This window comes from Polynucleobacter sp. MWH-Creno-3A4, from assembly GCF_018881885.1.
Classification (GTDB): domain Bacteria; phylum Pseudomonadota; class Gammaproteobacteria; order Burkholderiales; family Burkholderiaceae; genus Polynucleobacter.
The window spans coordinates 479,524-500,974 of sequence record NZ_JACXSA010000001.1; the positions used below are offsets into that span (position 1 = coordinate 479,524).

The window sequence follows — 21,451 nt, forward strand, 5'->3', positions numbered from 1 at the left end:
TTACCGCCTTACTTGGCAGCTTAACAAAAATAAAAATCCGTAGAAGCTAAAAACTAAATATGTGCTGAACTCAGGTCTAGATTCACTCTTTTGAGAAGGTTATCCCAATCGCCAAGAGCTTGTTGCCTACAGAGTTTAATGGACGGATACCACGGGCTATCTTCTCTCTCTAGCAACCATCTCCAATCCGGTACGTAAGATAGCAGAACCCAGGTCTCTTTGCCAAGCGCAGCACTTAAATGAGGGATGCTAGTACACGTACTAATGACTAGATCGACACATTCTATTAGCGCGGCTGTTTCACTAAAGTCCTCAAGGTCGTCACCAAAAAATTTAATATTTTTATAGGAATGCAAAAATTCTTTGTCGCAGTCCTTTAGTTCTTTTTGCAAGCAAATATATTCGTAACCTTCAGTGGGAAGGGCTTTCACAAAATCCTCAAGCAATAGACTTCTTTTGGAATCCCCCTTAAAAGCTGACGTACTGCTCCAAGCCACCCCTATCCTTTTATTTTTACCCTCTCCTAATTTGAGCTTCCACTTGGCCACTTTATTTGGATCGCTTACCAAGTAGGACTGGCTTGCAGGAATATTTTCAACCTCAGTCTTTAAAGCAAATGGGAGACTTAAAAGTGGGCACTGATAATCAAAATCTGGCAACTCTTCGCCCTTAATTACCAATTGGGCTACCCCTTCAAGTCCAGAAAACAGTTGTGCAAGTGGCCCTGGAACCTCTAGAATAACTCTCGCCCCAAGATCTGAGACTAGTTTGGCATATCGAGAAAACTGGATTAAGTCTCCAAAACCTTGCTCATCATATAAAAGAATTGTTTTATTCTGCAGGGGCTGGCTTCCAATCCAAAGCGGTTGAGTGAGGTTTCTTTTGCCAGCAATGCGACTAACCTTTTCTGACTCCCATCGACTCTCATAAAGTTGTAGGCCATTTTCGAAATCACCCTGCAGCAATAAAGCAATACTTTTATTAAAAGATGCGTCTGCAAATTTAGGATTTATGCTGAGTGCTTGGTCAAAATGAGAAAGTGCTTGATCCAATCGCTTTAGCTCAAGCAATGCAACTCCTTTATTAAACCAAGCGGTGCAATCATTTTGATTGAGTTTAAGCGCCTCATCATAATGAATGAGAGCATCTTCAAACTTTTTAAGTTCTTGTAGAGTTATTCCCCTATTAATCCAAGCATTCGGGTTTGAATAATCAATATTGAGTGCTGCATCAAAACTGATAAGCGCATCCCCAAAGCGCTCAAGCAGATGAAAGACAACTCCCCTATTGACCCATGCCTCGTGATAGTCAGGTTTAAGCTTAATGGCCTCGTCAAAATGAATGAGCGAAGCATCATAATGTTCAATTTCTTGTAGTGCCAGTCCTTTATATGCCCATGCTTTGTGAGATGCTGGATTTAGCATCAAAGCTCTCTCGTAATAAATAAGAGCCTCGTCATAACGCTTTAATTCATAAAGTACATTCCCTTTATTTGTCCATGCCTCAGCAAGATTTGGGTTAATTTTTAGCGCTTTTTCAGAAGACAGAATTGCTTCTTCATATTGCCCTATTTTTTTTAGTGCTGCGCCTTTATTAAGGTAAGCCTCTGCATAATCTGGATTAAAGCTTAATGCTTTGTCATAGCAAAAAATAGCTTGCTCATCATTACCCAAATTAGATGTAGTCTTGCCATAATTCAACCAAGCCTCAGGATTATTCGGCATCAATTCAACTGCTTTTTTATGATGTGGCAAAGACTCTTTCTCTAAACCACAATCAACCATCGCTTTAGCAAGATTGTATTGAATAGATGCATCGTTTGGATTGATACGAGCTGCCCTACTGAGCAATTCGGCAGCCTCCTTATATTTTTTCTGAGATGCCTGAATTAGGCCGAGAACATGCAATGCGGGAAGATTTTTTGAGTCGACCTCAATAATTCTTTTGAGTATGGAATTAGCTCCCTCAAAATTTCCACTCTGAAAGGCCTGGATACCCTGTTGAAGCATGATTTGGAGCTGAGGATTCATTGGGCCATTTTATAACTACCAATAAAGTTGAGAGCTCTAACTTAGCCAATCCATAGTATGGCTTGGCTAAGTATTCTCAACTGCTTATTTACTAATTCTGCATTCTGAAGGCAGTAATTGAGGCAAAAGATTCGTTTCTGTCGATCTACAAGACCATCCGCCAGACCATGTTGCCCCCTCTGGCTTTGACAAATCTAGTGACTGAGGTGAATTTGCGTCAGGATTATTTGTGGGTACTAGATGCAATGTGTTCTTACCTTCAGGTGCAACGCTCACTTGGTAGTCAATGGCAATGGCGCCCGAAGGTGTAATCTCTATTAACTTGACGCTGCGTGTTGGGCCAAAGGTAAAAGAACCGTTAGTAGCCTCATCCATCGCAACCGTTCCTCGACTAGCAAACGCCTCAGTAACCGCAAGTTTTGCACTAGAAGATAAATTCATGCCTTCAACCACACGGCTACGAGCAATGTAGTCTTGATACTGCGGGACCGCTACTGCGACTAGTATCCCGATGATGGCAACAACCACCATGACTTCAATCAAGGTAAATCCAGATTCTTTGTCTTGCGTTTGTGTCTGCATATCTTTTAGCTCCTGAGGTGAAATTCCTCATCATCTACTCTATACCTCTTGAACTCAAGGCAGCTATATGTAAAAAAGCCAGCTTTAGAGGCTGGCTTTTACTGATAGTGGTACAAGAAATTATGCTGGCTTGCTGGAATTCTTTTTCTTTAAATAGGTTCCCAGCAAAATCACAATGGCAACCCCAACACCTTCAAAAATCATATGGGCATCTTCCATAGCAGCTTGAATCGATTCCTTAATTGCTGGGTCTTCAACCAACATTCCGCCAGCCAATAATCCTAATAGTCCTGCACCCAAGGTAATAATGACTGGAAAACGATCCATCACCTTTAACAACATCGTGCTACCAAAAATAATCAATGGAATAGAAAGCCCCAAACCAATAATAAGCAGTGCCAAGCGAGTTTCTTCTGGCCCTTTTTGCGCGGCTGCAGCAACTGCCAAAACATTGTCTAAACTCATCACCAAATCAGCGACTAGGATTGTTCTAATAGCACCCCAAATATTAGAGTGCCCCTTCATTTCAGCTTCATCATCACTATCAGCTAATAACTGAACGCCAATATAGACCAGCAAAATTGCGCCAATTATCTTCAAATAAGGCAAGGTGAGTAGTTGAACAGCAGTGATGGTTAACACCACACGCAAAATAATTGCAGCGGCACTACCCCAAAAGATAGCTTTCTTTTGTTGATGGGATGGTAAATTCCGAGAAGCCAAGGCAATCACCACAGCGTTATCGCCAGATAGCAAAATATTCGCCACAATGATTGATAAAAGTGCAGCCCAAAATGCTGCACCTGAAAAGACTGAAAAATCCATTTTGTCTCCCTACTTTTTTATTTTTTCTTGTCTAACTATTTAATACTAAAAAGGGCGCTGTTTAAACAGCGCCCTTTTAATTACAACATGACTTTTAATAAAGCAGCCATCTCAGATGGGTTCTTTGTTACTTTGAAGCCACATTCCTCCATCACAGCAAGCTTGGCATCGGCGGTATCAGCACCACCAGAAATCAAGGCACCAGCGTGGCCCATGCGTTTTCCAGGAGGCGCAGTCACACCGGCAATAAAACCAACTACCGGTTTTTTCATATTCGCTTTGCACCAACGGGCTGCTTCAGCTTCATCTGGACCACCGATTTCACCAATCATGATGACGGCATCTGTTTCTGGATCTTCATTGAACATCTTCATGATATCGATGTGCTTCAAACCGTTAATAGGATCACCGCCAATACCAACTGCAGTAGATTGACCCAAACCAATTGCTGTCAATTGACCAACAGCTTCGTATGTCAAGGTACCAGAGCGACTGACAACACCAATGCGGCCCTTTTTATGAATATGGCCAGGCATGATGCCGATCTTAATTTCATCTGGAGTGATGATTCCAGGGCAGTTCGGTCCAAGCAATAAGGTTTTCTTACCGCCAGCAGCTTCTTTGGCCCTCATCTTATTGCGCACTTCCAACATATCGCGCACAGGAATGCCTTCAGTAATACAGATTACAAAATCGAGGTCAGCCTCAACCGCTTCCCAAATAGCAGCTGCTGCGCCCGGAGGCGGAACATAAATAACAGAAGTAGTGGCACCAGTCTGCGCAGCTGCTTCTTTTACTGTTGCATAAATTGGAATATTAAAAATTGACTCGCCTGCTTTTTTCGGATTTACACCCGCAACAAAACAGTTTTTACCATTTGCATATTCTTGACATTTTTCAGTGTGGAACTGACCAGTCTTACCAGTAATACCCTGGGTAATGACTTTAGTATTTTTATTAACCAAAATAGACATTTTGAAATTCCTTGATTATTTGTTTTTGGCAACAGCAGCAACTACCTTAGTAGCAGCTTCAGCCATTGAATCGGCACTGATGATTGGCAAACCAGAGTCAGCAAGAATTTTCTTACCAAGCTCTTCGTTTGTACCCTTCATGCGCACAACCAAAGGCACTGTGAGGTTTACTGCCTTACATGCAGTAACAACACCATCAGCAATCACATCGCAACGCATAATGCCGCCGAAGATATTGACCAAAATTGCCTCAACGCTCTTGTTTTTCAACATGATCTTGAATGCTTCAGTTACTTTCTCTGCTGTCGCACCACCGCCAACGTCCAAGAAGTTTGCTGGCTCACCACCAAACAGCTTAATGGTGTCCATGGTTGCCATGGCCAAACCAGCACCGTTAACCAAACAACCAATATTGCCATCTAAAGAGATATAAGCAAGGTCAAACTTAGAGGCCTCAATTTCAGCTGCATCTTCTTCATCGATGTCGCGATAAGCAACGATTTCTGGATGACGGAATAGTGCGTTTGGATCAAAGTTGAACTTCGCATCGAGCGCCTTGATCTTGCCGTTGCCCTCAAGAATTAATGGATTAATTTCGACCAATGAAGCATCGGTATCCCAATAAGTCTTATAAAGGTTTTTGAATACATCGCGAGCCATTGGAATAGAGGCTTCAGGAACGCCAATGCCTTTTGCAACGATATCGCAATCTGCATCTGTTAAGCCAAGCAATGGATCAACAAAGACTTTGATAATTTTTTCTGGATGAGATTCAGCAACTTCCTCAATATCCATACCGCCTTCGCTAGAGGCCATGATCACATTTTTCTGTGTTGCGCGGTCAGTAACGATACTGAAGTAGTACTCTTTTTGAATATCTGCACCGTCTTCGATTAAGAGACGATTGACTTTTTGGCCTTCAGGTCCTGTTTGGTGAGTCTTGAGTTGCATACCCAAGATTTCAGAAGCGTATTTCTTCACGTCGTCCATGCTTCTAGCCAACTTCACACCGCCGCCCTTACCGCGACCACCTGCATGAATCTGGGCCTTTACAACCCATACTGGGCCGCCTAGTTTTTCAGCAGCTTTCACTGCCTCATCAACACTAAATGCAGGAATGCCGTTAGGAACAGGCACATTAAATTGGCGAAGAAGCTCTTTGCCTTGGTACTCGTGAATTTTCATAATTACTCCGAAACGGTATCTTTTTTAGCAAGTGATGAGGATTAGTTAAACCGATGTTGCCTGTATCTCATACTTACCCTAGAAATAGCCAAATTAGCTAAATTTGAATAAATGCGAACGGCTTGACCGACTCCATAAGTCTATCATGCTGCAACGCGGCAAATCCTCGCTGGTGATCCGTAATTGCCCTAATCAGGCTGCTGACCGCCAATGATTTTGCCGACCACTTCCGAGCTAAAACCCTTCGAAGCTAAGAAGCGATATTGCCTGGCACGCTCTTGCTGATCCTGTGCTTTTATCCCATATTTGCGGAGCCACAGTTCATAAGCCCGTTGATATTCAGTCTCCTTGAGTGACTGTAGCAGCTTGCTTGACTGAGCCGCCCCAATGCCAGCCCGCTCTAACTCACCTTGAATTTTTCGCATTCCGTAGCGCTCGCTGCGCCTACGTACCAGTGCTTCAGCAAATCGCTCGTCTGAAAGCCAACCGCGCCCCTCAAAATCATCCAAAACAGCTTCAATCTTTGATTGCATAGACTCGGAGGTTTGATCCACTTGCTCAGCCCCGAGCTTTGCCCATCTCGCCTCAGATTCTGCAAGCTTTGCTGCTAATCCTTTACGACTGTATTCGCGGAGGGATAAAAGGCGCAAAGCCCGAGCTTTGAGACTCGGGCTTTGCTTGACTCTTTCTTTGCTGCCTAATTCAGACATCGACTTACTCGACTTCCTCTTCTTCGCTCAGGACATCAGTGACTACTGCAGAGCCAGTTTTAACGCCTAACTTTTCCCGAATCTTGGCTTCAATATCTTTGGCAATCGCTGGATTTTCTTTCAAGAAATCGCGCACATTGTCTTTGCCCTGACCGATACGGTCGCCGTTATAGCTATACCAGGAGCCAGATTTCTCAACGATATCGGCTTCTACGCCCATATCAATAATTTCACCTTCCCTAGAAATGCCAGCGCCATACATGATGTCAAAAATTGCTTCGCGGAATGGTGGTGAAACCTTGTTTTTAACAACTTTCACTCGCGTTTCATTGCCAACCACTTCATCGCCTTTTTTGATACTACCAATGCGACGAATATCCAAACGCATAGAAGCGTAGAACTTGAGTGCATTGCCACCAGTAGTGGTTTCTGGAGAGCCAAACATCACACCAATCTTCATACGAATTTGGTTAATAAATATCACTGTTGTATTGGTGCGCTTGATAGCGCCAGTCAATTTGCGCAAAGCTTGACTCATCAAACGTGCTTGCAGGCCTGGCAATGAATCACCCATATCACCTTCAATTTCAGCCTTTGGAACCAAGGCAGCAACAGAGTCAATCACAATCAAATCAATAGAGCCTGAACGCACTAAAGCGTCTGCAATTTCTAAGGCCTGCTCACCAGTGTCAGGTTGAGAGATTAATAAATTATTTACATCGACACCGAGACGTGAAGCGTACTGCACATCCAATGCGTGCTCTGCATCGATAAAGGCGCAGGTTCCACCAAGTTTTTGCATTTCTGCAATCGCATGTAAAGTTAATGTTGTTTTACCGGATGACTCTGGGCCATAAATTTCAATCACACGACCACGTGCAAGACCGCCGACTCCAAGGGCAATATCTAGACCCAGGGAACCACTTGATACCACCTGAATATCTTGGCTAATTTCAGCGTCGCCCAATCTCATGATTGAGCCTTTGCCAAATTGCTTCTCAATTTGTGCCAAGGCTGCTGTTAGCGCCTTTTGCTTATCTCCGCTCATTCCTTCAAATTCAGAAGAGGCTGATTTTCGTTTGTCATCCAAGGCCATTTTTGATTCCTTTTCGCTTTGTATTGGGCTTTTTCCCGAAGTTTTATCTACTGTTCCACAACTTAGGACTTACTGTATATAAAAACAGTAGTCTTTGCAAGCGACTTTTGAAAGGAATTTACGGATTTGCTAATAAGCCACGCTCTAAAGGGGTGCGGTCCCAATAGAAAAACAGGGGTATTGCCAACCCCCAAACTAGCGCAAGCAGGATAAAACCGATCAATGAGCCCCCAGGGCCCCATGTCCCAGCCCCCAGCCGAATGCCAGCCTCATAGGACAATGGGCCACAGATAGCTCCCAAAATACCGGCCAGAATAGGTCGACCACGCAACCAAGATAAGGATCCATTGACGGTGGTTGCCACCAAAAGCCAAAGAGTCCACATCCACAATGGCGATAAATAAGGTGAAGGCCAGGAATCCAGAAAATCGATGTAGCCCAAATGCATGATGAGACTGTCAGCAATCATTCCAAAGATGAGAGCCTTGATTAGAAGGCGCATTTCCGCCCTTGGGAAGGGTGAACGCCATGCATGGAAGGCAATATAAGCCAAGGTCCCAAGAACCGCCCATAGGACCTGCCGGTTGGCAGCGCCCAAGACACAGGCAAACCAACCAACCTGAAAGAGAACAAAGTTCCAAAATTTAGCCATACAACGATTCTAGCCAGCCTATGAAAAAGGCCACTGCCGGTGGGCAATGGCCTTTAGATTTGGTGGCGAATCAGGGATTTGAACCCCGGACCTGCGGATTATGATTCCGTCGCTCTAACCAGCTGAGCTAATTCGCCGAACTCGTAATTATAGGGTCAAATTGCAGCTAGAGCCAGCCCGACTGGATCCAATAGTCTGAGATCTTCAAAATCCCGATTTTTGTTGGTTTTGGGTTGGATTCCCATTCCAAGCGGAAGTGACTAATTACAAGCCATATTTGCGGGAAACTTTTTTTGTGCAGCCCGCTGAGCCATGAGCTCAAACCGACTGCGAATACTATTTTTGATGAAGTACTCAATCACTACTGTTGGAATCATTGAATTAGGCTCAACGACGGACTCATATCGAAAGAGGGTCTTCTCCTTATCTGGAGTTAACCTCCATGTGCCCTTGTAGAGCTTCGTATCGCCACTAATCTGCTCAAAACTCAGATATCGATTTGAAATCTCGGTGTACTCAATAACCGATTGAATCTCAATCGGAATAAATAAAATTTGCTCCTCAACCACTCGCTGTACCCGCACTCTATTGCCCGACCTTGAAATCACTTTTGACTCTGTGATACCCGGAATATTTTTAGCATCCTCATAGTCACTTAGAAATGCAAAGGCATTGCACAGATTGATCGGCACAAGATAGCTGGCATGAATTTGAAAGCGGCCATCAATTGCATTAACGGTAGTTTGTACATCAAAAGGATTGCCAGATTCTTGAGCAAATACTTGCAGACAACATAAAAACAGCGTTGCGGAAAAAATCCATTTCATTGATGGGCTTTATGAGTGAAATAAACCATTGAAGAATAGCAAAAAACCACCCGAGGGTGGTTTTCCTGCACGTATCTCATGAGTGCTGAATAAATTAATTTGAGGTTCCCGTCGTATAGTCGTATACGGGCGCAGGGCTCCCCGCAGAACCCTTCAGGGCAAGGCTATGAACCGTTTCCGCCTCATCTGCTTGCACCCCCTTGGTCGCACCTAACAAGTCCTTGATCTCTTGCTTGACAACATCCAGTCGGTCCTCTAGACGACGAAAGCGCGGATTCAATTCATCAGGGATCTGATGAGGGTTGCTTAATGCAATCTCAGATTGATCTTGAATATTGGCCTGCACTTGAGTAGCAACAACTCCGATACCCACACAAAGCGCAGTCAGCACAACAAAACTGAGGCGTGGCTTACTTTTAATAAATTGATATGGCATTTATAGCTCCTGTGAGTAAATTAATAGGCTTGTTCTTGATTAAGGGCTTGATTGAGATAGGAAATCACTTGCTCAGTTTTTGGTATTGGATCTCCAACACCAAGGGTGCTAGCACTCACGAGCCCAGCAAAAAAGGACATTGCAGATACCAATATGAAAGCATTGAACTTATTCATCGCCACCCCTTTTTTAGAAATCATTTGCGACCCACCTACTTCAACAATGTAGGGTGAAATTAAGTCACTTTAGTGATGGATTTATGACAAGTTAGCGTCTGCTGGTGTTTGGAAGACCTAAAAATGTGGGGCTGATTTTTTAATGGAAAAATATTTTGAGCGGCGGTAGAAATGTCATATTTCTTCCTGAAAAATGAGGCTGCTTGTGGGGTATCAAGCGCTATTGAAATGGGGAGAAACAAATGACCACCTTTACAACTGAAGATCGAGAGCTGTTTGAGAGAGAGCCGATCCCGTTTTACGGATACTGCTATTTAACAGACCCAGCTGCGCACGATAAGAATTTGATGGGTCAGCCTGTCTTTAAAAAGATGAAAGTGGAATATCGGATTGACGATAGCAGCGAAGATTTAGAGAGCTAATCGACTCTTATTGGCTTTACGTCTTACTATAGAGGGATGCGATTCCATCCCCATGTACTCGTTTCTTTCTGCATTTTGAGTGCCCTACCACCATTAGGCGCATCAGCAGCGCAAATTTACATCACTAACTACCCATCTGAAGCCAACGCCAAAGTTTATGTAACGAAGTATGCATCCGAGGCAAACTGTATTGTTTATGAGACTCAATACTCCTCTGAAACTGATCCAGGAGTCTGGTTTTATACAAAATACAAAACTAATGCGCGTGCCGTGATCTATTACACCCAATACAAATCCGAAGCAGATCTCATTGTGTATTTCACAAAATACAAAAATGAAGCCCGCTGCCGCTATTAAACCTTAGTCACTAAACCCTACATCACTCTCCCATGAAACTACTCTCCATATCTGCAGGCAAAGTTGTACCGCTTTTTGGCGACCATCACCCCAACTACCAATCTGTTGCTTCAGCGATTCTTAAGAAGAGTATTAGTAACCTACAAAACCCTACCCCAGTTGAGATTGGCGTATTAGGCGTAAAGGATGATGAACAAGCAGACCTCAGTGCTCATGGCGGGATTGAAAAAGCGATCTACGCTTATCCGGCTGAGCACTACGCATTTTGGAATCAACTCTTGACTCGTGAAACAAAGAAGTTGACCGCTCTAGAGTTCGGAGCGATAGGCGAAAATTTCACGATTGAGGGCTTGCTAGAAACTGAGGTATTTGTGGGGGACATACTCCAAATTGGAGAGCTCGAATTTGGAGTAGTCAAACTTCGTGAGCCCTGCTTTAAATTCAATGCCACAGTCGGTTATAAAGGCGCCGTCAAAGCGATGTTGCAATCCGGCTTTAGCGGCTGGTATCTACGCGTCTTAAAAACGGGAATATTGACTGCTGGCGCACAAATCAAACTCATCCCCGGACCAAGAGAGCTTTCCATTGCCCAGCAAAATCGCAATCTACTCCAAAGCCGTAATCAACAAAATTTGTGGGAATAAAAAAACCCGACCATTGCTGATCGGGTTTCTTATTTGATGCAGACTACAGAAGCTTAGTAAATCTTCTTAGTCACGTGCGTAGATATCTACGTCTTTGGTTTCTTTAACAAACAGTGTACCGATTACCAATGTCATCGCAGCGATGATGATTGGGTACCAGAGACCGTAGTAAATGTTACCGTTTTGCGCTACCAAGGCAAAGGAGATCGTTGGCAACAAGCCACCGAACCAACCGTTACCAATGTGGTATGGCAAGGACATAGAGGTATAGCGAATGCGGGTTGGGAACATTTCCACCAACATCGCAGCGATTGGACCATAAACCATGGTTACCAAAAGCACTAAGTAAACCAACAAGAGCAATACAGCAACATAGTTAATTTGTGCTGGATCAGCTTTAGTTGGATAACCTTCTTTGTTCAAAGCTTCACGAATTGCTTTCTTGAACTCAGCATCCTTTGCTTTAGCTTCAGCAGGGTCAAGGCCCTTAGAAGAATAGCCAGGGATTTCTACATCACCGATTTTCACTACAGCAACCGTTCCTGCTGGCGCTGGAATAGTTGTATAGCTAGCAGAGTTAGAGGCCATCACTTGTTTTGCAATATCGCAAGAACTTGTGAATTTCGCTGTACCAGTTGGGTTGAACTGGAAAGTACATTCTGCTGGATCAGCAGTAATGGTTGCTGGTGCAGTAGCCATTGCTTTTTCTAACGCTGGGTTAGCAAAGTGGGTCAAGGCATTAAACACTGAAACTGGTGTGTTAGGAATGTAAGTAATTACAGCCAATAACAAACCAGTCATGATGATGACCTTACGACCAATCCTATCTGACAAGCTACCGAATACCACGAAGAATGGTGTACCGATGACCAATGAAGCAGCAATCAATAAGTTTGCAGTCTTAGCATCCACCTTCAACACTTGGGTGAGGTAGAACAAAGCATAGAACTGACCTGTGTACCAAACCACTGCCTGACCTGCAACCAGGCCAAACAATGCCAAGATCACAATCTTCAAGTTCTTCCATTGACCGAATGACTCGCCCAAAGGTGACTTTGATAGTTTGCCTTCTTCTTTCATCTTCTTGAAGGCTGGTGATTCATTCATGGACAAACGAATCCATACAGATACAGCCAGCAATGCGATAGAAACGATGAAAGGAACACGCCAGCCCCAAACTTCAAAGTCTGGGCCAGTAAATTCACGTGTGAACAAAATCACGAGCAAGGAGAGGAACAAACCAAGAGTTGCAGTTGTCTGAATCCAAGCTGTGTAGGCACCACGCTTGCCATGAGGGGCATGTTCTGCAACATAAGTGGCAGCACCACCATACTCACCGCCCAAAGCCAAACCTTGAAGCATACGCAATGCAATCAAGATCACTGGAGCAGCAACACCAATAGTTGCATAGTTAGGAAGGATACCCACAATGAAGGTTGCGCCACCCATCAAGAGGATGGTGACCAAGAAGGTATATTTACGCCCGATCAAATCTCCCAAGCGGCCAAACACCAATGCACCGAATGGACGCACGATGAAACCAGCAGCAAACGCCAACAAAGCAAAAATGAAGGCTGAGCCAGCATCTAAGCCTGAGAAGAACTGCTTGGCAATAACGGCAGCCAAAGAACCGTAAAGATAAAAGTCGTACCACTCAAAAACCGTGCCCAATGAGGATGCAAAAATGACTTTGCGTTCTTCGGCGGTCATTGGGGCTGCTTTAGTTGATGTTGACATCAGTAGCTCCTAACTATTTTTATTGAAATAAAAAACAACGGGTCGATTATGCTTTGAAAAAAATCAAAGAAATCCACTACTTAGGGTAATTCCCCATCAAAATGTCTCGGGGTTTTCCCGAGAAATATGCAAACTAGAGGTATTCAAGCCACATGCCTAAGCCTAGCGTCTAATTGCATGGGGATTGGGGTCCGCAAAGTGATAGCGCAATTAGCGCGTTTTAGTAATAAACATTTTGGGAACATGGAGATCCCAATAAATCGCTGCTGCACGTAAGCTAAAAATACAGAACATACAAATCACAGAACCCTCTAGTGCATATTGCGGAATAAAGTTCAAAATCAGTACGTAAGCGCAACAACCCAAGGTCACCGGAATTGCATAGAGTTCATGTGACATCAAGAGCGTTTTGCGTCCAGCCAACACATCTCGCAATAAGCCTCCGCCAATTGCGGTAATTACGCCCAAGATCACGGGTGCAACAGGCAAACCAAAGTTCATGATCCAGGCCTTATTGGCTCCTTGAATAGCAAACAGCGCTGCGCCAAAGCCATCGATATACAACATCCAACGATAAATTTGTGGCTGAGTAAAAAAAGATTCAGCAAAAAAGGTAAGTGCGCCTGCACCCAAAGCTAGCCAAACGTAGATTTGGTTTTCTGACCAAAAGATGGGGGCCTCTAAAATGATGTCTCGAATCGTACCCCCACCAATTGCGGTAATTAGCCCTAGTACCAACACCCCAAAGAGGTCGACCCCACGATCAGCAATTGCTAGAACGCCTGTCACAGCAAATGCCATGGTTGCTATCACGCCAATCCAGAAATTAATCTCTTCCATGGCAATAAGTCTAAAGCACTTTAAATACGCTCTTACCTAAATTGCTGCCTGTGAATATACTCATCTCCATGTCTTTAGCAAAAACTCTCTATGCAAACCAAGCTCTATAGTTTTTGGCGTAGCTCCGCCGCCTTTCGAGTTCGGATTGCTCTAAACCTCAAGGGCGTGGACTATGCAGTTATTCCGGTGCACCTAAATAAGCATGGTGGCGATCAACAATCAGCAGAGTATGCAGATAAAAATCCGAATCGCTTAGTTCCCCTACTAGATGATGGAAAAAATTCTATTCATCAATCGCTAGCCATTATTGAATACCTTGAAGAAATTCACGCTGAACCCGCTTTACTTCCAAAAGTGTTAGTGGATCGTGCTTGGGTGCGCTCACTCGCCATGGACATCGCCAGCGATATTCACCCCATTACCAACCTGCGTGTATTGCGCTATTTAATAAAGCAATTGGGTATCAGCAAAGAAAATAAAGATATTTGGTATCAGCATTGGATGCATCTAGGGCTTGAAAGTCTAGAAAAGCAGCTCGGCAAGGATTCTCGAGTAGGCCGCTTTGCTTATGGTGATCAACCGGGTTTGATCGATATCTGCCTTGTGCCCCAATTATTTAATGCCCTAAGCAGTCAAATGGATACTAGTTGCTACCCCACACTCATGAGAATCTTTGGTGAGTGCATGAAGTTGCCGGCATTTATCGATGCGTCCTGGGAAAACCAAATAGATGCCGAAGGATCAAATCCTACTGTTGCTCCATAGAAACAGTGAGAGCGTTACCAGGGAACCCATAGTAGTAATTAATACAACACGAGAAATCACGCTCCCATCTGCTTTGTAATACTGTGCCAACATAAAAGGCCCGGTCCCCGTTGGTAATGCACTCAAAATCACAATCGCATTTACCCAAAGTGTGGGCAAATCCAAAATTTGGGCAGCAATACACCATGCGATCAACGGTTGAATAATAAGTTTGGCAAAACTAATACTCCATGCCTGAGCTGGAAGGGAGTCGCTTTTTTGCGTCAGAAATAAACCAATTGAGACCAAGGCACAGGGGGTGGCAGCAGCCGCTAAAAAAGCAATTACTTGTGATGCAGGCCCATACATCTGAAATTCACTTGCAGCCCAAAGTAAGCCTGCTACTGGTGCTATGAGTAAAGGGTTTGTACATAAAGATTTGAGAACACTCAGTATGACTTCATGGGATTTTTTATGCGACAACATGCCCACCTCAATCAACACAGTCGCTAAGGCAAACATTACAAACACAATAAAAGTAGAAATAATGGCTGGCGCTAAACCATCTTGCCCCAATGCCAATGCACAGAGGGGAATGCCCATGTATCCAGTATTCGAGTAAGAGGCAGATAGCCCATCAAAACTCGATGCTGCTAAATCATGAGTGCGATACCAGCTCACACCAAGGACGAGGATAAAAACCAGAAAACAACTCATCAGGAAAGCAAAAATGAATTCTGGTTGCCACAGTGTTTGCCAACCACTAGTTGCCGCAAAATTAAATAACTGGGCTGGTAATGCAAGCCAGACCACAAAACGATTGAGCTCAATAGAGGCGCTTACCCCCAACTTACCAGTACGGCCACAAACATACCCTATAAGTATGAGAGCAAAAACGGGTAAAACGACATTGAATACGTAGAGCAATTGACTTGGCTTGGAGTTAAGCTATTTTCTTTAGGGATTTGATGTAACGCTGTGCGTTTTTTACGTAACGTCCCGCGATATCAGCGATACCCGCAATTTGCTCAGGGCTCAGGGTCTTCACCGCTTTGGCAGGAGAGCCAATAATCATGGAGCCTTCTGGAAATTCTTTTCCCTCAGTAACTAGAGCGCCTGCCCCAACGAGGCAGTTCTTACCAATTTTTGCGCCATTCAAAATCACCGCACCAATTCCAATTAAGCTACCATCGCCGATTTTACAACCGTGCAACATCACTTGATGTCCAACCGTGACATGCTTGCCAATCAAGAGTGGATAGCCAGGATCAGTATGCAAAACAGATGCGTCTTGCACATTGCTGCCCTCGCCAACCTGAATCAGATCATTGTCGCCACGAATCACAACCTTTGGCCAGATGCTGGCATTTTTATGCAGCTCTACTTTGCCAATTACTTCCGCGCTTTCAGCAACCCATACGCCTTCAGATAATTGAGGGGTGTATCCGTCTAGTTCATATATAGCCATGACCCATTATAAGTAAGACTAGGGTAAGACCTAGGTCTGGAGTCATTACTGAGGCGCAAACGATAAAATGGATCGGTTATGATGATTTTTCACACACTTAAGGGAGAACCCATGAAGAAAGTCCTCGTTGTTTTAGCTGCGCTCGCAGCATTTTCTGGTCTGGCCCAGGCTCAAGAAACCATCAAAGTGCTGAGCACTCAAGAATTAAGTAGCGTTTGCAAACTCCCTGCAAGCCCGGAATCACGAAGCTATTGTGTGGGCTTCACAACTGCGGTCTATGAAACCTATTTGGCAACTCGACACCCACAGCGCGCCAAGCCATTTATTTGCGTTAAGCAACCTGCGCCAGCACGTGATCAAGTCATTGGTGACTTTGTAAAGTTCGCACAAGAAAATCCTCAAGTAGCTGATAAACCAGCAGCAGGCGTTTTCCTAGGCTTCTTGGCTTCACGTTTTCCTTGCGCCCGAAAATAATCGGCACATCTAGCTAGTTCAAAATACATTTAAAGGATCAGTTGATATGAAAAAAATTATCGCGATTACGGCAGCAACCTTAGCAATCGTTGGTTGCTCTAATATGAGTAATACTGAACAGCGCACACTTTCAGGCGCTGGTATTGGTGCAGCTGCAGGTGCAGTCGGCACCGCTATTTTCCATGGCAACCCGATTTGGGGCGCAGTCGGTGGTGCAGCAGTTGGTGCAGCATCTGGCTATGTATATGATGCCTACAAGAAAAACCAAGCCTCTGAATACAATGCTGGCTACAACGCTGGAAAAACAAATCAGCCTGCTGCAGCTCCGAATTAAAAATAGTATTGCAGTAGCGTAAACCGAGCCCAGCTTGTATTAATTTACAAGCTGGGTTTTTATTTGGATCTCTCCGGATAAAGCTTTATGTATAGGGCATTTGTTGGCAATCTCTAGCAAACGCGCCTTTTCTTCAGGGCTTAAATTTCCGACTAGCGTGATATCGCGAGTGAATTTCTCTACATCATCGCTTCGCTCAATGTCTACAGTCACAATTGCATTCTCCAAGCCCATTGCTTTGCGAGTGGCATACATTTTCAAAGTCATGCTTGTACAAGCAGCCAAGGCAGCGCCTAAGTATTCGTGAGGATTAGGGCCTGATCCACTACCGCCCTGATCAAGCGCTGCATCGGACAGAAATTGCAAGTCATCTACTAGCAGTTTTTGCTGTAGCGGCCCATCGCCAAACTGCGACTGTACTTTTCTCATATCAACCTTTCAACTCAGAATTTATTTGCTATTAAGCAGTATGTGGCTTACTCACTTTAGCCGCCGTAGGCAGCTCCGCTTTCTTCCAGGCACCAAAACCACCCTCTAAATGCGACACTCTGGGTACACCCATTTTTTGCAAAGTTTGCGTGGCCAACGCAGAGCGCCAAGCAGAGGCGCAATATAAAACCAAATGCTTACCTTCACCAAAGATAGGCTTGAAATACGGGCTTTCAGGGTCAACCCAAAATTCCAGCATGCCACGGGGAGCATGCAGAGCGTTAGGAATCATGCCATCTCGCTCTAATTCACGAACATCTCGTATATCTACAAAGACAGTGTCTGGATTCTCCAATAAAGCACCGGCCTCTTCTACAGATACCGTTTCAATTTCAGCCATTGCCTGGGCTATAAGGTCTTGATACCCAATCTTTAATTTCACCAAAATCTCCTAAAGTAACAATCTATTGAAGTGCTTCATCATTTGCTACCATTCTGCTATGAACTTTACCCCGATAGAGCTTGGTGCCAGCATTATTTTTGCAATTGCCGTGTTGCATACCTTCTGCACTGCGTATTTTGAATCCCTTGCAAAAAGATCTCCCTCCCATGCCGGACTATGGCATCTGTTGGGCGAAGTAGAGGTTGTCTTTGGCTTTTGGGCTGCCATTTTATTTATCTACATCTCCCTGATCGGAAATTTGGATACCGCAAAAGATTATCTAGATAAACGCAACTTTACCGAGCCCTTATTTGTTTTTGCCATCATGATTGTGGCTGGTAGCAAACCGATTCTGTATATCTCTACTGAAATCTTGCAGCTACTCGCTAAAGGATTGCAGCTTGGATTGCGCATGAGAGCCACACCTGCCCTTTATTTTTTAACCCTCTGCATCACACCCTTGCTGGGCTCTCTGATTACTGAGCCTGCAGCAATGACTTTGGCTGCTTTTTTATTGCGCGACCTTGTTTATAAACATCAATGCTCAAAAGCCCTATTATTTGGCACTCTCGGAGTTCTGTTCGTCAATATTTCGATTGGCGGAACATTAACCAACTTCGCAGCCCCACCTGTGCTCATGGTAGCTTCAACTTGGGGCTGGAGTTCGGGCTTTATGTTTGCCAACTTTGGTATTGAATCTTGTGTTGCCATATTTATTAATGCATTGTGCGCGACGCTGATTTTCCAAAAGCAGTTGATTGATTCAGGGAGTCCTGGAAAATCGATAAAAATTCCAGCAGCAGTGATTTTGGTGCACTTACTCTTTTTGCTTGGTGTAGTGGTGTTTGCTCACGACCCCACGATTTTTATGTGGTTGCTACTATTTTTTATCGGATATACCACTGCATATCCCAAGCATCAGAGCCCACTCATTCTCAAGGAAGCTTTATTGGTTGGATTCTTCTTGGGTGGATTGGTGGTCTTGGGCGCCCTTCAAGGATGGTGGCTACAACCCATCCTCTCAAACATGAGCCCCAGCGCAGTGTTTTATGGCAGCCTCGCTCTCACAGCAATTACTGATAATGCTGCGCTGACCTATCTTGGCTCTCTCGTTACCGGAACATCTCTTGAATTCAAACTTGCCTTGGTTGGAGGCGCTGTTGCTGGTGGAGGTCTCACTGTGATCGCAAATGCACCAAACCCAGCAGGCATCGCTATCTTGCGTCAACACTTCCCAGGTGGCGCAGTTTCTGCTCTCTATCTATTCCTAGCTGCGCTTCCGCCCACATTTATAACAATTCTGGCGTATCGATTCTTATAAACAGTAAAATCTGAGCTTCGCCCCCAGCTATAAACCTGAGAACGGCATATGAAAAAGCTCTATATCAAAACCTTCGGCTGTCAAATGAACGAGTATGACTCGGGTAAGATGGCCGACCTCTTACATGCCGATGACGGCATGGAGCTCACAGATAAACCCGAAGATGCCGATGTGGTACTTCTGAATACCTGTTCAATTCGTGAAAAAGCCGAAGATAAAGTTTTTTCTGATCTCGGTCGCTTACGTGAACTCAAAAAAACCAAGCCCAATTTACTAATTGGTGTTGGTGGTTGCGTCGCTAGTCAAGAAGGTCAACAAATTGTGAGTCGTGCGCCTTATGTGGACGTAGTATTTGGTCCGCAAACCTTGCATCGCTTATCGGATCTGCTTGCCCAACGTCGGAAGACTGGCGTATCGCAGGTAGATATTTCTTTTCCGGAAATTGAAAAGTTTGATCACTTACCCGCCTCAAGGCAAACCCGCGGGTCTGCCTATGTTTCAATTATGGAAGGCTGCTCCAAATACTGCAGTTACTGCGTAGTTCCCTATACGCGAGGCGAGGAAGTCTCAAGACCCTTTGATGATGTCCTCACCGAGGTGGCAGGGCTTGCAAGTAAAGGCGTAAAAGAAATCGTATTACTGGGACAAAACGTTAATGCTTATCTTGGGAAAATGGGCGGTACGGATGAGATTGCTGACTTTGCATTGCTGATCGAATACATTGCTGATATTCCTGGGGTCGAAAGGATACGCTTCACCACGAGTCATCCAAAAGAATTTACTCAGCGCCTTATTGATGTGTATGCAAAGGTTCCGAAGCTAGTGAGTCACTTACATCTCCCTGTGCAGCATGCATCAGACTCTGTTCTCTCTGCTATGAAACGTGGCTATACAGCGCTGGAATACAAAAGCATCATTCGCAAGATGCGAGCAGTGCGCCCAGACCTCACTTTATCCAGTGATTTCATTGTTGGTTTTCCAGGTGAAACGGAGGCTGATTTTGAAAAGCTTTTAAAGATGGTGCAAGAACTAGAGTTCGATAACAGCTTTTGCTTTATCTTTAGTCCTCGTCCCGGGACCCCAGCTGCAAACCTGAGCGATGACACCCCCTATGAAACTAAACTCAAACGACTACAAACGCTGCTGGCTCTCGTTGAGAGTCAAGCCAATCACATTAGTCAAAGAATGTTGGGTAATACAGAGAAAATTTTGATCGAAGGCCTGGCAAAGGATGGGGTTAATCTACAAGGTCGTGCGGAGAACAATCGAGTGGTTCATTTCACAGTGCCTGATCAGGATATTGAATCCTTGATTGGACAAATTGTGGACATTCGCATCACAGAAGTGCTCAACTACACCTTGAGAGGCGAACTGGTTCAAGCATATGCCCACTAAACTCAATATCGATATTCAGTTTGCGAGTCCTACTATTGAGGCAGCATTAGCAAAGACAGCTTCCTCGATGTTGATAAAAAAATGGGTAAGAGCCGCAACCGATCATAGCGGCTTCCTTACTCTGCGCTTCGTAAATGCAGCGGAAGGCAAAAAACTGAATTTCGCTTTTCGCAAAAAAAACTATGCGACCAATGTTTTAACTTTTCCGTATGACTTATCTAAAAATAGTTTGACTGCGGATATTATTTTTTGTCTCCCGGTTATTCAGAAAGAAGCTAAAAATCAAAATAAGACCTTAAAAGCCCATTTAGCGCACCTCATCGTCCATGGTTGCTTGCATGCACAGGCTTACGATCATGAATCACAAAAGGATGCTGTAAAGATGGAGGGCTTAGAGGTCAAAATCCTGCAAAATCTGGGTTTTCCAAACCCTTACCTAGATCAATAACTGCCTATCAACGGCCCATTTAACGATTCAACATATTTCTACGCTATTCTTGCAACATGCCTGACCCCAATAAATCTCTTTTAAATCGCTTGGCGGAATTTTTAACGCCCGAGCCATCCAGTCCTAACGAACGTCGCCAAGAACTCATTGCCACACTGCGCGAAGCCCAAACTGAGGGCTTAATTGATGCAGATGCACTCTCTATGATTGAGGGGGTATTTCAAGTAGGTCGCTTGTGCGCACGAGATATTTTGGTACCCCGCGCACAAATTGATTGGATTGATATTAATCAACCCCTCAATGAACTCATCAAAAGTGTGATCGAAGCCGCTCATTCACGCTTTCCTGTCTTTGAAGGTAGTCGTGATAACGTGATCGGCATCTTGTTAGCAAAAGATTTGCTCCGCCATGCAAGTGAAAAAGATTTCCAGGTACGCGACTGGTTACGTCCCGCAGTATTCATTCCGGAATCAAAGCGCTTGAGTGTTCTCTTGCGTGACTTTAAAGACAACCGCAATCATTTGGCGATCGTTGTCGATGAATATAGTGGTGTAGCGGGAATTATCACCATTGAAGATGTTCTTGAACAAATTGTTGGCGACATTGAAGATGAGCACGATATTGACGAGGAAGCAGATAACATCATTTCTTTAGACAATGGCGATATTCGTGTCAAAGGAATTACTGAGCTAGATCAGCTCAATGAAGCGCTGGGTACACAATTTGCAGAAGAGGATATTGAAACAGTTGCTGGCCTAGTTGTACAAAAACTGGGGCGCGTTCCCAAAATTGGCGAGCGAATTGCAATCGATGGCATTGAATTTGAGGTGCTTCGTGCAGATCCTCGGCAGATTCATATTTTGTTGGCTCGCCAAATTCTTAAGCAACTTGACTGAGAATTGC

27 protein-coding genes and 1 tRNA gene are annotated in these 21,451 nt (G+C 44.4%); 10 read left to right on the top strand and 18 right to left on the bottom strand.

What is annotated here, in order from left to right; all coding sequences use genetic code 11:
* Window positions 1-53: 53 nt before the first annotated feature.
* From IEN92_RS02275 to IEN92_RS02330, 12 genes are all read right to left on the bottom strand, one after another.
* Window positions 54-2,030, bottom strand: coding sequence for a tetratricopeptide repeat protein (locus IEN92_RS02275; protein WP_216160216.1), 1,977 nt, complete (start codon window positions 2,028-2,030; stop codon window positions 54-56).
* Between the two features lie 84 nt (window positions 2,031-2,114).
* The gene (locus tag IEN92_RS02280; protein ID WP_216160219.1) at window positions 2,115-2,612 is read right to left on the bottom strand and encodes a pilin; all 498 of its coding nucleotides are present in this window, start codon (window positions 2,610-2,612) and stop codon (window positions 2,115-2,117) included.
* Window positions 2,613-2,732: 120 nt separating this feature from the next.
* Entirely contained in the window at window positions 2,733-3,437 is a 705-nt protein-coding gene (locus tag IEN92_RS02285) for a TerC family protein (RefSeq protein WP_215373982.1), read from the bottom strand.
* Window positions 3,438-3,517: 80 nt separating this feature from the next.
* Window positions 3,518-4,411, bottom strand: coding sequence for a succinate--CoA ligase subunit alpha (sucD, locus tag IEN92_RS02290; protein ID WP_216160224.1), 894 nt, complete (start codon window positions 4,409-4,411; stop codon window positions 3,518-3,520).
* A gap of 15 nt (window positions 4,412-4,426) precedes the next feature.
* Complete coding sequence (sucC, locus tag IEN92_RS02295) at window positions 4,427-5,596, bottom strand: ADP-forming succinate--CoA ligase subunit beta (protein WP_215373985.1); 1,170 nt, start codon at window positions 5,594-5,596, stop codon at window positions 4,427-4,429.
* A 188-nt stretch (window positions 5,597-5,784) separates the two neighbouring features.
* Entirely contained in the window at window positions 5,785-6,306 is a 522-nt protein-coding gene (recX, locus tag IEN92_RS02300) for a recombination regulator RecX (protein ID WP_216160227.1), read from the bottom strand.
* A 4-nt stretch (window positions 6,307-6,310) separates the two neighbouring features.
* Window positions 6,311-7,402, bottom strand: coding sequence for a recombinase RecA (gene recA / locus IEN92_RS02305; protein WP_215373989.1), 1,092 nt, complete (start codon window positions 7,400-7,402; stop codon window positions 6,311-6,313).
* Between the two features lie 118 nt (window positions 7,403-7,520).
* Window positions 7,521-8,054, bottom strand: a complete 534-nt coding sequence (locus IEN92_RS02310; protein WP_216160230.1) for a DUF2878 domain-containing protein — start codon at window positions 8,052-8,054, stop codon at window positions 7,521-7,523.
* Window positions 8,055-8,114: 60 nt separating this feature from the next.
* Window positions 8,115-8,191: transfer RNA gene (locus tag IEN92_RS02315), tRNA-Met, on the bottom strand.
* 123 nt (window positions 8,192-8,314) lie between these two features.
* Window positions 8,315-8,881, bottom strand: coding sequence for an SRPBCC family protein (locus tag IEN92_RS02320; protein WP_216160233.1), 567 nt, complete (start codon window positions 8,879-8,881; stop codon window positions 8,315-8,317).
* 94 nt (window positions 8,882-8,975) lie between these two features.
* A complete protein-coding gene (locus IEN92_RS02325) occupies window positions 8,976-9,317 on the bottom strand; it encodes a hypothetical protein (RefSeq protein WP_216160236.1) in 342 nt (113 codons plus the stop codon).
* A gap of 20 nt (window positions 9,318-9,337) precedes the next feature.
* Window positions 9,338-9,493 carry a hypothetical protein gene (locus IEN92_RS02330; RefSeq protein WP_216160239.1) on the bottom strand — a complete coding sequence of 52 codons (156 nt, stop codon included), beginning with the start codon at window positions 9,491-9,493 and terminating at the stop codon, window positions 9,338-9,340.
* Window positions 9,494-9,735: 242 nt separating this feature from the next.
* Here IEN92_RS02330 and IEN92_RS02335 point away from each other — a divergent pair, with 242 nt between their 5' ends.
* From IEN92_RS02335 to IEN92_RS02345, 3 genes are read left to right on the top strand one after another with little or no spacing between them, the layout of a single operon-like run.
* Entirely contained in the window at window positions 9,736-9,915 is a 180-nt protein-coding gene (locus IEN92_RS02335; protein WP_215374006.1) for a hypothetical protein, read from the top strand.
* Window positions 9,916-9,951: 36 nt separating this feature from the next.
* Entirely contained in the window at window positions 9,952-10,272 is a 321-nt protein-coding gene (locus tag IEN92_RS02340) for a DUF6150 family protein (RefSeq protein ID WP_216160242.1), read from the top strand.
* A gap of 32 nt (window positions 10,273-10,304) precedes the next feature.
* Window positions 10,305-10,916: an MOSC domain-containing protein gene (locus IEN92_RS02345; protein ID WP_216160244.1), complete on the top strand. Its 612-nt coding sequence runs from the start codon at window positions 10,305-10,307 to the stop codon at window positions 10,914-10,916.
* A 66-nt stretch (window positions 10,917-10,982) separates the two neighbouring features.
* Here the strand turns inward: IEN92_RS02345 and IEN92_RS02350 are convergent, their stop codons facing one another.
* Window positions 10,983-12,653: an MFS transporter gene (locus IEN92_RS02350; RefSeq protein WP_216160247.1), complete on the bottom strand. Its 1,671-nt coding sequence runs from the start codon at window positions 12,651-12,653 to the stop codon at window positions 10,983-10,985.
* 210 nt (window positions 12,654-12,863) lie between these two features.
* Window positions 12,864-13,493: a trimeric intracellular cation channel family protein gene (locus tag IEN92_RS02355; protein WP_215374013.1), complete on the bottom strand. Its 630-nt coding sequence runs from the start codon at window positions 13,491-13,493 to the stop codon at window positions 12,864-12,866.
* A gap of 90 nt (window positions 13,494-13,583) precedes the next feature.
* Here IEN92_RS02355 and maiA point away from each other — a divergent pair, with 90 nt between their 5' ends.
* Complete coding sequence (gene maiA / locus IEN92_RS02360; protein ID WP_215374015.1) at window positions 13,584-14,258, top strand: maleylacetoacetate isomerase; 675 nt, start codon at window positions 13,584-13,586, stop codon at window positions 14,256-14,258.
* Here maiA and IEN92_RS02365 read toward each other — a convergent pair.
* Both IEN92_RS02365 and IEN92_RS02370 read right to left on the bottom strand, forming a co-directional pair.
* A complete protein-coding gene (locus IEN92_RS02365) occupies window positions 14,235-15,164 on the bottom strand; it encodes an AEC family transporter (RefSeq protein ID WP_216160250.1) in 930 nt (309 codons plus the stop codon). The two genes, maiA and IEN92_RS02365, sit on opposite strands and share 24 nt — an antisense overlap.
* 16 nt (window positions 15,165-15,180) lie before the next feature.
* Window positions 15,181-15,705 carry a gamma carbonic anhydrase family protein gene (locus IEN92_RS02370; protein WP_216160253.1) on the bottom strand — a complete coding sequence of 175 codons (525 nt, stop codon included), beginning with the start codon at window positions 15,703-15,705 and terminating at the stop codon, window positions 15,181-15,183.
* Between the two features lie 111 nt (window positions 15,706-15,816).
* Here IEN92_RS02370 and IEN92_RS02375 point away from each other — a divergent pair, with 111 nt between their 5' ends.
* A complete protein-coding gene (locus IEN92_RS02375; protein ID WP_216160256.1) occupies window positions 15,817-16,179 on the top strand; it encodes a Rap1a/Tai family immunity protein in 363 nt (120 codons plus the stop codon).
* A gap of 46 nt (window positions 16,180-16,225) precedes the next feature.
* Complete coding sequence (locus IEN92_RS02380; protein ID WP_216160260.1) at window positions 16,226-16,513, top strand: glycine zipper domain-containing protein; 288 nt, start codon at window positions 16,226-16,228, stop codon at window positions 16,511-16,513.
* 39 nt (window positions 16,514-16,552) lie between these two features.
* Here the strand turns inward: IEN92_RS02380 and IEN92_RS02385 are convergent, their stop codons facing one another.
* Both IEN92_RS02385 and IEN92_RS02390 read right to left on the bottom strand, forming a co-directional pair.
* The gene (locus IEN92_RS02385; RefSeq protein ID WP_216160263.1) at window positions 16,553-16,942 is read right to left on the bottom strand and encodes an OsmC family protein; all 390 of its coding nucleotides are present in this window, start codon (window positions 16,940-16,942) and stop codon (window positions 16,553-16,555) included.
* 31 nt (window positions 16,943-16,973) lie between these two features.
* Complete coding sequence (locus tag IEN92_RS02390) at window positions 16,974-17,384, bottom strand: rhodanese-like domain-containing protein (RefSeq protein WP_215374024.1); 411 nt, start codon at window positions 17,382-17,384, stop codon at window positions 16,974-16,976.
* 58 nt (window positions 17,385-17,442) lie between these two features.
* Between IEN92_RS02390 and IEN92_RS02395 the strand changes: the two genes are divergently transcribed.
* From IEN92_RS02395 to IEN92_RS02410, 4 genes are read left to right on the top strand one after another with little or no spacing between them, the layout of a single operon-like run.
* On the top strand, window positions 17,443-18,705 hold the full coding sequence (locus tag IEN92_RS02395) for a putative Na+/H+ antiporter (RefSeq protein ID WP_215374026.1): 1,263 nt from the start codon (window positions 17,443-17,445) through the stop codon (window positions 18,703-18,705).
* 48 nt (window positions 18,706-18,753) lie between these two features.
* Complete coding sequence (miaB, locus tag IEN92_RS02400) at window positions 18,754-20,100, top strand: tRNA (N6-isopentenyl adenosine(37)-C2)-methylthiotransferase MiaB (protein ID WP_216160266.1); 1,347 nt, start codon at window positions 18,754-18,756, stop codon at window positions 20,098-20,100.
* Window positions 20,090-20,548 carry an rRNA maturation RNase YbeY gene (gene ybeY / locus IEN92_RS02405; protein WP_216160268.1) on the top strand — a complete coding sequence of 153 codons (459 nt, stop codon included), beginning with the start codon at window positions 20,090-20,092 and terminating at the stop codon, window positions 20,546-20,548. The genes miaB and ybeY overlap by 11 nt, the downstream gene beginning before the upstream one ends.
* Before the next feature lie 56 nt (window positions 20,549-20,604).
* Window positions 20,605-21,444, top strand: coding sequence for an HlyC/CorC family transporter (locus tag IEN92_RS02410; protein WP_216160271.1), 840 nt, complete (start codon window positions 20,605-20,607; stop codon window positions 21,442-21,444).
* Window positions 21,445-21,451 lie beyond the last annotated feature (7 nt).

What these genes read in the sequence shown, in the direction of transcription:
- recA (WP_215373989.1), bottom strand. Translation starts at nt 7,402, where the DNA reads ATGGCCTTGGATGACAAACGAAAATCAGCCTCTTCTGAATTTGAAGGA.
- IEN92_RS02385 (WP_216160263.1), bottom strand. Translation starts at nt 16,942, where the DNA reads ATGAGAAAAGTACAGTCGCAGTTTGGCGATGGGCCGCTACAGCAAAAA.
- IEN92_RS02310 (WP_216160230.1), bottom strand. Translation starts at nt 8,054, where the DNA reads ATGGCTAAATTTTGGAACTTTGTTCTCTTTCAGGTTGGTTGGTTTGCC.
- IEN92_RS02280 (WP_216160219.1), bottom strand. Translation starts at nt 2,612, where the DNA reads ATGCAGACACAAACGCAAGACAAAGAATCTGGATTTACCTTGATTGAA.
- maiA (WP_215374015.1), top strand. Translation starts at nt 13,584, where the DNA reads ATGCAAACCAAGCTCTATAGTTTTTGGCGTAGCTCCGCCGCCTTTCGA.
- IEN92_RS02380 (WP_216160260.1), top strand. Translation starts at nt 16,226, where the DNA reads ATGAAAAAAATTATCGCGATTACGGCAGCAACCTTAGCAATCGTTGGT.
- IEN92_RS02410 (WP_216160271.1), top strand. Translation starts at nt 20,605, where the DNA reads ATGCCTGACCCCAATAAATCTCTTTTAAATCGCTTGGCGGAATTTTTA.
- IEN92_RS02340 (WP_216160242.1), top strand. Translation starts at nt 9,952, where the DNA reads ATGCGATTCCATCCCCATGTACTCGTTTCTTTCTGCATTTTGAGTGCC.
- IEN92_RS02370 (WP_216160253.1), bottom strand. Translation starts at nt 15,705, where the DNA reads ATGGCTATATATGAACTAGACGGATACACCCCTCAATTATCTGAAGGC.
- IEN92_RS02275 (WP_216160216.1), bottom strand. Translation starts at nt 2,030, where the DNA reads ATGAATCCTCAGCTCCAAATCATGCTTCAACAGGGTATCCAGGCCTTT.
- IEN92_RS02325 (WP_216160236.1), bottom strand. Translation starts at nt 9,317, where the DNA reads ATGCCATATCAATTTATTAAAAGTAAGCCACGCCTCAGTTTTGTTGTG.
- ybeY (WP_216160268.1), top strand. Translation starts at nt 20,090, where the DNA reads ATGCCCACTAAACTCAATATCGATATTCAGTTTGCGAGTCCTACTATT.
- IEN92_RS02285 (WP_215373982.1), bottom strand. Translation starts at nt 3,437, where the DNA reads ATGGATTTTTCAGTCTTTTCAGGTGCAGCATTTTGGGCTGCACTTTTA.
- sucD (WP_216160224.1), bottom strand. Translation starts at nt 4,411, where the DNA reads ATGTCTATTTTGGTTAATAAAAATACTAAAGTCATTACCCAGGGTATT.
- IEN92_RS02335 (WP_215374006.1), top strand. Translation starts at nt 9,736, where the DNA reads ATGACCACCTTTACAACTGAAGATCGAGAGCTGTTTGAGAGAGAGCCG.
- recX (WP_216160227.1), bottom strand. Translation starts at nt 6,306, where the DNA reads ATGTCTGAATTAGGCAGCAAAGAAAGAGTCAAGCAAAGCCCGAGTCTC.
- IEN92_RS02395 (WP_215374026.1), top strand. Translation starts at nt 17,443, where the DNA reads ATGAACTTTACCCCGATAGAGCTTGGTGCCAGCATTATTTTTGCAATT.
- miaB (WP_216160266.1), top strand. Translation starts at nt 18,754, where the DNA reads ATGAAAAAGCTCTATATCAAAACCTTCGGCTGTCAAATGAACGAGTAT.
- IEN92_RS02345 (WP_216160244.1), top strand. Translation starts at nt 10,305, where the DNA reads ATGAAACTACTCTCCATATCTGCAGGCAAAGTTGTACCGCTTTTTGGC.
- IEN92_RS02375 (WP_216160256.1), top strand. Translation starts at nt 15,817, where the DNA reads ATGAAGAAAGTCCTCGTTGTTTTAGCTGCGCTCGCAGCATTTTCTGGT.
- IEN92_RS02350 (WP_216160247.1), bottom strand. Translation starts at nt 12,653, where the DNA reads ATGTCAACATCAACTAAAGCAGCCCCAATGACCGCCGAAGAACGCAAA.
- IEN92_RS02320 (WP_216160233.1), bottom strand. Translation starts at nt 8,881, where the DNA reads ATGAAATGGATTTTTTCCGCAACGCTGTTTTTATGTTGTCTGCAAGTA.
- IEN92_RS02330 (WP_216160239.1), bottom strand. Translation starts at nt 9,493, where the DNA reads ATGAATAAGTTCAATGCTTTCATATTGGTATCTGCAATGTCCTTTTTT.
- sucC (WP_215373985.1), bottom strand. Translation starts at nt 5,596, where the DNA reads ATGAAAATTCACGAGTACCAAGGCAAAGAGCTTCTTCGCCAATTTAAT.
- IEN92_RS02355 (WP_215374013.1), bottom strand. Translation starts at nt 13,493, where the DNA reads ATGGAAGAGATTAATTTCTGGATTGGCGTGATAGCAACCATGGCATTT.